The organism is Clostridium sp. DSM 8431, from assembly GCF_900116755.1.
GTDB lineage: Bacteria > Bacillota > Clostridia > Clostridiales > Clostridiaceae > Clostridium.
Window position 1 is genome coordinate 1 of the sequence record NZ_FPBY01000176.1, and the last position, 6,846, is coordinate 6,846.

The window sequence follows — 6,846 nt, forward strand, 5'->3', positions numbered from 1 at the left end:
GGAATAGATCTTACAAAAGGTTGTTTAGACGAGGACTTGATAATGTAATTCTTGAGCTCACATTGATTTCTTGTGGTTATAATCTTTATAAATATAATAATAAATTAAACCGTGAAATGCTCGTTGCATAAAAATTACTTTAATTTTTTTATTTATAACGAGACGTTTATTAAGTGAACCCATTTTTAAAAATTAAAGATGAAAAAATATAAGTATATGAAAAAAACAACCATACAAGCTTTTGAGCTAGTATGGTCGTTTGATTTTTAGGACTTTTTTTACAGCCCCTTATTTTTTGGATATAATATAAATATATTTTTTATTAGAGGTGAACAAAATGCCAGTAATAACAAGATTTTTTGGAATAGTAGTGAAGATGATTTAATGGAAATGTGGAATACTAAATTGTTCAAGAAATTAGAGGGATTAGAATAATGAATAGTCCTAAGATAAAGAGTATTAAAATTAATTCTGAAGATTATAGCATAATTGTTTTATTTGATAACGGCATTACAAAAAATATAGATTTTAAAGGAAAGATTAAGGAAGATTTCTATAGTGATTTAAAGAATAAGTTACTATTTGAACAAGCAAAAGTTGATGCAGGTGGGTATGGAATAAGTTGGAATGATGATATAGATATTAGTGAATATGAATTATGGAATATGTAATGAGGAGTGAACATCTAAAATCATATATCACTTTGTAAGAGTGCTAGTGTGATATCTAGCTCTTTTTGTTATACTTACTATAAAAGTAAATTTGAGTATAATAATTATAAAGTCAATAGATTTATTTGATGTAACTTTTTAAGTTGATCTAAAAGGAGTGCTTATGAAACTAATAGAGAAAATTGAACTACATAGATTAGGTGCTTTACTTGGAATTTATTCTAAGGAAGAATTAGTTATTTGGCTAGATACTATGATGGAGGGATTAGTAATGAGTTTTCTTGCAGGAGATAAGCTTGAAGAAATTAGAGAAGAGCTAATTAGCTTAGGGTATAATCCTTCAGACATAAAAAAGATTGGTCCAAAACCAGCTCATTTTACTGTTTCTGATCCAGATAATATTACCATTGAGTTTTCAGAAAAATAACATATTCATTTTTTTTAAGAAGTGTGTTTAATCACTTCTTTTTTCTTATGTAAAAGAATAAGTTTTCTAAGAAGAAGAAGTGAGTTATAATTTTTATGTTGGCAAAGGAGTGATATAAATGGAAGACATGAAAGAGACTGAAATAAAATCAATACTAGAAAAACAGAAAGCCTTTAGAAAAACTTTTGTTTTGCAAAATATTGAATATAGAAAAAATGCTTTAATTAAGCTAAAGTCAGCTATTGTTAAATATGAAAAAGAAATATTAGATGCATTATATAAAGATCTACATAAAAGTTCTTTTGAAGCTTATACAACAGAAGTAGGATATACACTTTCTAGCATTTCTAATGCAGTTAAAAATATAAATAAATGGGCTAAGCCAGAGAGGGTATCTGTGCCTCTTCATCTTTTACCTGCTAAGGAATATATCTATTCTGAACCTTATGGCACTGTCCTTATTATAGGTCCCTTTAACTATCCTTTTCAGTTAATAGTAGAACCTTTAATAGGAGCAATAGCAGCAGGTAATACTGCAGTAATAAAACCATCAGAATTAAGTCCAAATACTAGTTCAGTGCTGCATAGAATAATTTCTGAAACCTTCAATGAGGAATATATCTGTTGTATAGAGGGTGGAGTAGAAACTAATATCTGTCTTACCAATTCAAAATTTGACTATATATTCTTTACAGGTAGTGTTAATGTTGGTAGAAAGGTTATGAAAGCTGCAGCTAATAATTTAATTCCTGTAACTCTAGAACTAGGGGGTAAGTCTCCAGTAATAGTAGATTCTTCTGCAAACATAAAAAATGCAGCCAAGAGAATAATATGGGGAAAAACAATTAATGCAGGTCAAACTTGTATTGCTCCAGATTATATATTAGTTCATGAAGATGTGAAACAAGAGCTTATCTACAATATGAAGGAAGCAGTTAAAGAATTCTATGGTGATAATGTAGAGTCAAGTTCTGATTTTGGAAGAATGATTAATCTTAGACACTTTGATAGGGTAAAATCTATGATTGATGCAGATAAGGAGGATATAATATTTGGTGGAAATACAAATAGAGATTCTCTTTATATAGAACCAACATTTATTAATGCATCTTGGGACTCTAAGTGTATGCAGGAGGAGATTTTTGCACCTGTTCTTCCTATTATGAGCTATAAAGATATTAATTCTGTAATAGAAGACATTAATTCTAGGGAAAAACCACTAGCATTATATATATTTACAGAAGATAATAACTTATCTTCAAAACTTCTAAAGAGTATATCTTCTGGTGGAGCTTGTGTAAATGATACTATTATGCATATTGTAAATAGTAATCTTCCTTTTGGTGGAGTTGGTAATTCAGGAATGGGAGCATACCATGGAAAGCATAGTTTTGATACTTTCTCACATAAAAAATCTGTATCCCTTAGAAAGAGTAAGTTTAACTTGGCTTTAATGCTACCACCTTATAGTGAATCTAAATTTGGGTTAGTTAAAAAGTTTTTAAAGTAATATATATCATTAAGGACAGTAAGTAGATTTGTGTAAATCTACCTGCTGTCCTCACTAAAAAAACCTCTATTTTTTAATATATTCATAATATCATCTTTTTTTAAATCCTTACTACTTGACGCTACAATTACCTTAATATAATTAAAATCATCATCAAAGTTACTTATACATACCTCTTCATCATTAAAGTCACTATATATATCCAACACATAATTTTCTGTATTCTTATACCATGTATCTAACCCCAAAAGCTTATTACCATATTCATCCATAAAATATTCGTTTTCATCATTCAAAGTAGCTCCCCCATGTAGCTCATAGCTTGAATCATCAATATTTAAACTACCAACAAACTTTCCACGTATTTTTCCAAACTCAAAATCAAGACCAGCATATTTTCTATACTTCCCCTTAATGCTAATATTACAAGTATAAGTAATATCTTTGCTATGCAAATCAACACAATAACCATAATATGATCTTTCTATATCTTTTGGCCAGTTACAATAAAATATTGTAACAGCTAATACAATAATTATAACTCCAGCTATACTTAAAAATTTCCTCTTCTTCATATATCCACTCCCTTTTTATCTTGTTATTCTACTTAATACCACTTTATACACTTTTAGTCAATAATATACTTTTGCTTTTCTTTACAGTAAACATTCTGTAAAAATAGTGTTATAATCTGTTTAAATAAATATGGAATAGTTAATTGGAGGAACAAAAGATGAGTATTGATATTTTTAAGCCAGTAGAAATTAGTGGAATTCAATTTAATAATAGAATAATACGTTCTGCTACCCATGAAGGTATGGCAGATGAAAATGGAAAACCAACAGAGAAGTTAACTAGATTATATACTAATCTTGCAAAGGGTGAAGTAGGTGGAATTATTACTGGGTTTATAGCCGTTAGTGAGGAAGGTAAAACTACTATGCCTGGAATGTGTTCTCTTCATACAGATGAAAATATAGAGAGTTTTAAAAAGATGGTAGATGAAGTACATAAATATAAAACACCTATAATTGCACAGATTGCTCATTGTGGGAGATATAGTGTTGTTGGTAATAAATATGATATTAATAACATGGATGTAGAAGAAATTCTTAAAATCATTGATGATTTTACTGAAACTGCAATACACTGCAAAAAGGCTGGCTTTGATGGAGTACAGATTCATTGTGCCCATGGTTATTTTTTAAGTGAGGTATTATCACCAAAGAAAAATCATAGAAAAGATGATTTTGGAGGATCTAGAGAAAAGAGAATATACTTAGTTCAAAAAATAATTGAAAGTATTAGAAAAGCTATGCCTATGTATCCTATATTTATAAAACTAAATGGAGAGGAATCTGTATCTAATGGAATAAAGGCAGATGCTGCAGCCTGGTATGCTAAAGTTATGGAAAAAGCAGGAGCATCAGCTATTGAAGTATCTAGAGGTCTTCAAGAAAGTGCCTTTGATATGGCAAGGGGACAAGTTCCAATAGATATGATTTTAAAGGAATATCATGGTGTTTCTGAACTGCCATCTATAGTAAAGAAAATAGTTAAACTCTTTGCTAAAAAAGCTTTAATACCAAAAAAGTCATGGAGATTATATAATTTAGAATCTGCTAAAGTAATTAAGAAGAATGTAAATATACCTGTAATTGTTGTAGGAGGAGTACATAGTGTAGAAGATTGTGAAGAAGCAATTGAAAGTGGAATGGATATAGTATCTTTAAGTAGACCATTAATTCTTGAACCAAGCCTTATTAAAAAGTGGAAGGAAGAAAAGCAAAAAAACTCAAAATGTATTAGCTGTAATTATTGTTTAATAGGAGTAGATAATCGCCCCCTTAGATGTTATTTTGGAAAACTTCCAAAATAAGCTTATAGAGGCATACATATGTTGCTGTATGCCTTTCATTTTTATTTTTTATTCTCCACAGTATCTTTAGCACAGTTTACTGCACATGATAATTGGCTTATAGCTGTTTCACATGGCTTTATCCAATCTTTTTTTATACATAATTCTGTAAGAGCAGCATCACCTTCAAGCATTTGTCCTACAGCAGCAGTGTAAATTCCTCTAAGTTCTGAATTTGTACTTGTTACAGCTGAATTAAGGTAAAGAAGTGCTCCATCTTTTGCTGCAGTCATCATACTTTCAGCTATTACTTTATCATCAATATTCATATTATCTTTAACTAGATCTCCAACCATCTTTAGCATACTACATTCCTCCTTCATTACTTAGTACATCATTTTCGTTTATAAATTTAATAAGGGCATTAATTCTTCCCTCAGTTGCCAAAATACTTGATTCTGATTGTCTTTTTAAATCTTCATCAGTAATTATAGTATTTATGGCTCTTTGCATTTTAAGCCCATCAGTTTCTGCTTTTAGTATTGCAGTTAAAGATAGAACCTCTACTTCTGTAATTTGTTTTATATTATCATTCCTTTATTATTAATTATTTTTTTAAATTACTTTGAGAGTAATAACAATAATATTATTTGTAGGTATTATAGATAGATACATTGAAAAATTATGCAATTATAAGATATTTTTATTGTGCATTCCTTGTTTTCTCCATATTTTATATAAGACAGTATTTATTATGATGTATTATCTGAAAAACTTAAATTAAATTAAGATTTAGCAAAAATGAGCGTTGTTAAATATCCTCAAGGTGCTATAATAATTTATGAAAAACTAAAGATAAAATCAGGAGATTTAAAAGTGATAAAGAACAAAAGAATAAAGAGTAGACAAATGGATATGCTTCAAGGAAGCATAATAGACAAAATTTTAATTTTTGCAATACCTTTAGCGCTAGGAAGTATTTTGCAGCAATTATTTAGTTCTATTGATATTGCAGTTGTTGGGAAGTTTGCAAGTAGTGAAGGGCAGGCTGCAGTTGGAGGTGATGGCCCTGTTATTAGTATGTTCTTAAACCTTTTTATTGGTGTTTCAGTAGGGGTAAATGTAGTAATAGCAAGGCATATAGGAGAAGGTGAAAAACATAAAGTAAAAGATACTGTACATACAGCTATATTATCATCAATTTTTATAGGTATTTTCGTTCTTATACTAGGAATGTTTACCTCTAGATATATTTTAGAGTGGATGAGTACACCAGAAGATGTTATAGATCAAGCAGTTGTTTTTTTAAGAATTTACTTATTAGCAGTACCATTTATTATGGTTTATAATTTTGGAGCTGCAGTATTAAGAAGTATCGGAGATACAAAAAGGCCATTATTATGTTTAGTTTTAGCTGGTTTCATTAATACAATAGTAAATCTTTTCTTGGTTATTAATTTTAATATGGGAGTAGCAGGAGTTGCAATAGGTACAGTTGTAGCAAACATAGTTTGTTCAAGCTTGGTTATATATTTCCTTACTCATGAAGAAGGAATTATAAGACTTTCATTAAAAGAATTAAGAATTGACATGACTGAACTTATTGAAATACTTAAGATAGGTCTTCCAGCAGGACTTCAATCAGTGGTATTTTCAATATCTAATGTATTTATACAAACAAGTCTTAATCAATATGGTGCTTATGCTGTAGCAGGATCTGCAATTGCTTTAAATTTTGAGTACTATATTTATTTTGTTGTTACGTCTTTTGAACAGGCTGTTGTTACCTTTACAAGTCAAAACTTTGGTGCAAAGCAATATGATAGATGCAAAAAGATATATAGAATTACTTTAGGTTTGACTATTTTAGTAACTTTAGTTATGAGCTTAACTTTTGTATTTGGACGAAACTTCTTTACATCTCTATTTACAAGTGATGCAGAAACAGCAAGATTTGCTTCTATTCGTATGATTGTACTTTTAAGCTTATATATATTAATCTGTACATATGAGATTACTGGAGGAGCTTTAAGAGGTCTTGGATATTCTATGACACCTGCTGTAATTACTGTATTTGGTACATGTGTTTTAAGATTAGTATGGATTGCTACAGTAAGTAAATGGTATCATAGCTTTGAAATATTAATGTCTGTTTATCCTATTTCCTGGGCATTTACTTGTGTATTTATATTGGGAGCTTACTTTATTATAAGCAGAAAAGTTTTTAAGAAAAATTTAGCATAAAGTATTTTATGTGGAGGTTAAGTAACAGTTACAAAAATGTTATAAAACCTTAGAAAAGTGTACTGAAAAATAACAAATTTCAGAAATAGAGATTTATATATTTGTCTAATAACTTTTAGATGTTTATTAATGATAT

The 6,846-nt window shown here is 29.2% G+C and carries 8 protein-coding genes; 5 read left to right on the forward strand and 3 right to left on the reverse strand.

Annotation, left to right across the window (positions count from 1 at the left end):
• Nucleotides 1-434 precede the first annotated feature (434 nt).
• The 3 genes from BM384_RS14225 (at nt 435) to BM384_RS14235 (ending at nt 2,608) form a co-directional block, all read left to right on the forward strand.
• Nucleotides 435-671: a DUF2442 domain-containing protein gene (locus BM384_RS14225; protein WP_090014550.1), complete on the forward strand. Its 237-nt coding sequence runs from the start codon at nt 435-437 to the stop codon at nt 669-671.
• Between the two features lie 163 nt (nt 672-834).
• On the forward strand, nt 835-1,098 hold the full coding sequence (locus BM384_RS14230) for a hypothetical protein (protein WP_090014551.1): 264 nt from the start codon (nt 835-837) through the stop codon (nt 1,096-1,098).
• A 118-nt stretch (nt 1,099-1,216) separates the two neighbouring features.
• Nucleotides 1,217-2,608 carry an aldehyde dehydrogenase gene (locus BM384_RS14235; RefSeq protein WP_090014553.1) on the forward strand — a complete coding sequence of 464 codons (1,392 nt, stop codon included), beginning with the start codon at nt 1,217-1,219 and terminating at the stop codon, nt 2,606-2,608.
• A gap of 38 nt (nt 2,609-2,646) precedes the next feature.
• On the opposite strand, the gene BM384_RS14240 is transcribed toward BM384_RS14235, so the two are convergent.
• Nucleotides 2,647-3,183, reverse strand: a complete 537-nt coding sequence (locus BM384_RS14240; protein WP_090014554.1) for a hypothetical protein — start codon at nt 3,181-3,183, stop codon at nt 2,647-2,649.
• Nucleotides 3,184-3,341: 158 nt separating this feature from the next.
• Here BM384_RS14240 and BM384_RS14245 point away from each other — a divergent pair, with 158 nt between their 5' ends.
• Complete coding sequence (locus BM384_RS14245; protein WP_090014556.1) at nt 3,342-4,487, forward strand: NADH:flavin oxidoreductase; 1,146 nt, start codon at nt 3,342-3,344, stop codon at nt 4,485-4,487.
• Between the two features lie 41 nt (nt 4,488-4,528).
• Here the strand turns inward: BM384_RS14245 and BM384_RS14250 are convergent, their stop codons facing one another.
• Both BM384_RS14250 and BM384_RS14255 read right to left on the reverse strand, forming a co-directional pair.
• Entirely contained in the window at nt 4,529-4,831 is a 303-nt protein-coding gene (locus BM384_RS14250) for a spore coat protein (protein ID WP_090014557.1), read from the reverse strand.
• 1 nt (nt 4,832) lies between these two features.
• Nucleotides 4,833-5,051, reverse strand: a complete 219-nt coding sequence (locus BM384_RS14255; RefSeq protein ID WP_090014559.1) for a hypothetical protein — start codon at nt 5,049-5,051, stop codon at nt 4,833-4,835.
• A gap of 216 nt (nt 5,052-5,267) precedes the next feature.
• Between BM384_RS14255 and BM384_RS14260 the strand changes: the two genes are divergently transcribed.
• Complete coding sequence (locus BM384_RS14260; RefSeq protein WP_242946049.1) at nt 5,268-6,710, forward strand: MATE family efflux transporter; 1,443 nt, start codon at nt 5,268-5,270, stop codon at nt 6,708-6,710.
• The last annotated feature ends 136 nt before the right edge of the window (nt 6,711-6,846 follow it).

Coding starts and splice junctions, on each gene's coding strand:
- BM384_RS14250 (WP_090014557.1), bottom strand. CDS start 4,831: ATGCTAAAGATGGTTGGAGATCTAGTTAAAGATAATATGAATATTGAT.
- BM384_RS14245 (WP_090014556.1), top strand. CDS start 3,342: ATGAGTATTGATATTTTTAAGCCAGTAGAAATTAGTGGAATTCAATTT.
- BM384_RS14225 (WP_090014550.1), top strand. CDS start 435: ATGAATAGTCCTAAGATAAAGAGTATTAAAATTAATTCTGAAGATTAT.
- BM384_RS14230 (WP_090014551.1), top strand. CDS start 835: ATGAAACTAATAGAGAAAATTGAACTACATAGATTAGGTGCTTTACTT.
- BM384_RS14235 (WP_090014553.1), top strand. CDS start 1,217: ATGGAAGACATGAAAGAGACTGAAATAAAATCAATACTAGAAAAACAG.
- BM384_RS14240 (WP_090014554.1), bottom strand. CDS start 3,183: ATGAAGAAGAGGAAATTTTTAAGTATAGCTGGAGTTATAATTATTGTA.
- BM384_RS14260 (WP_242946049.1), top strand. CDS start 5,268: ATGAGCGTTGTTAAATATCCTCAAGGTGCTATAATAATTTATGAAAAA.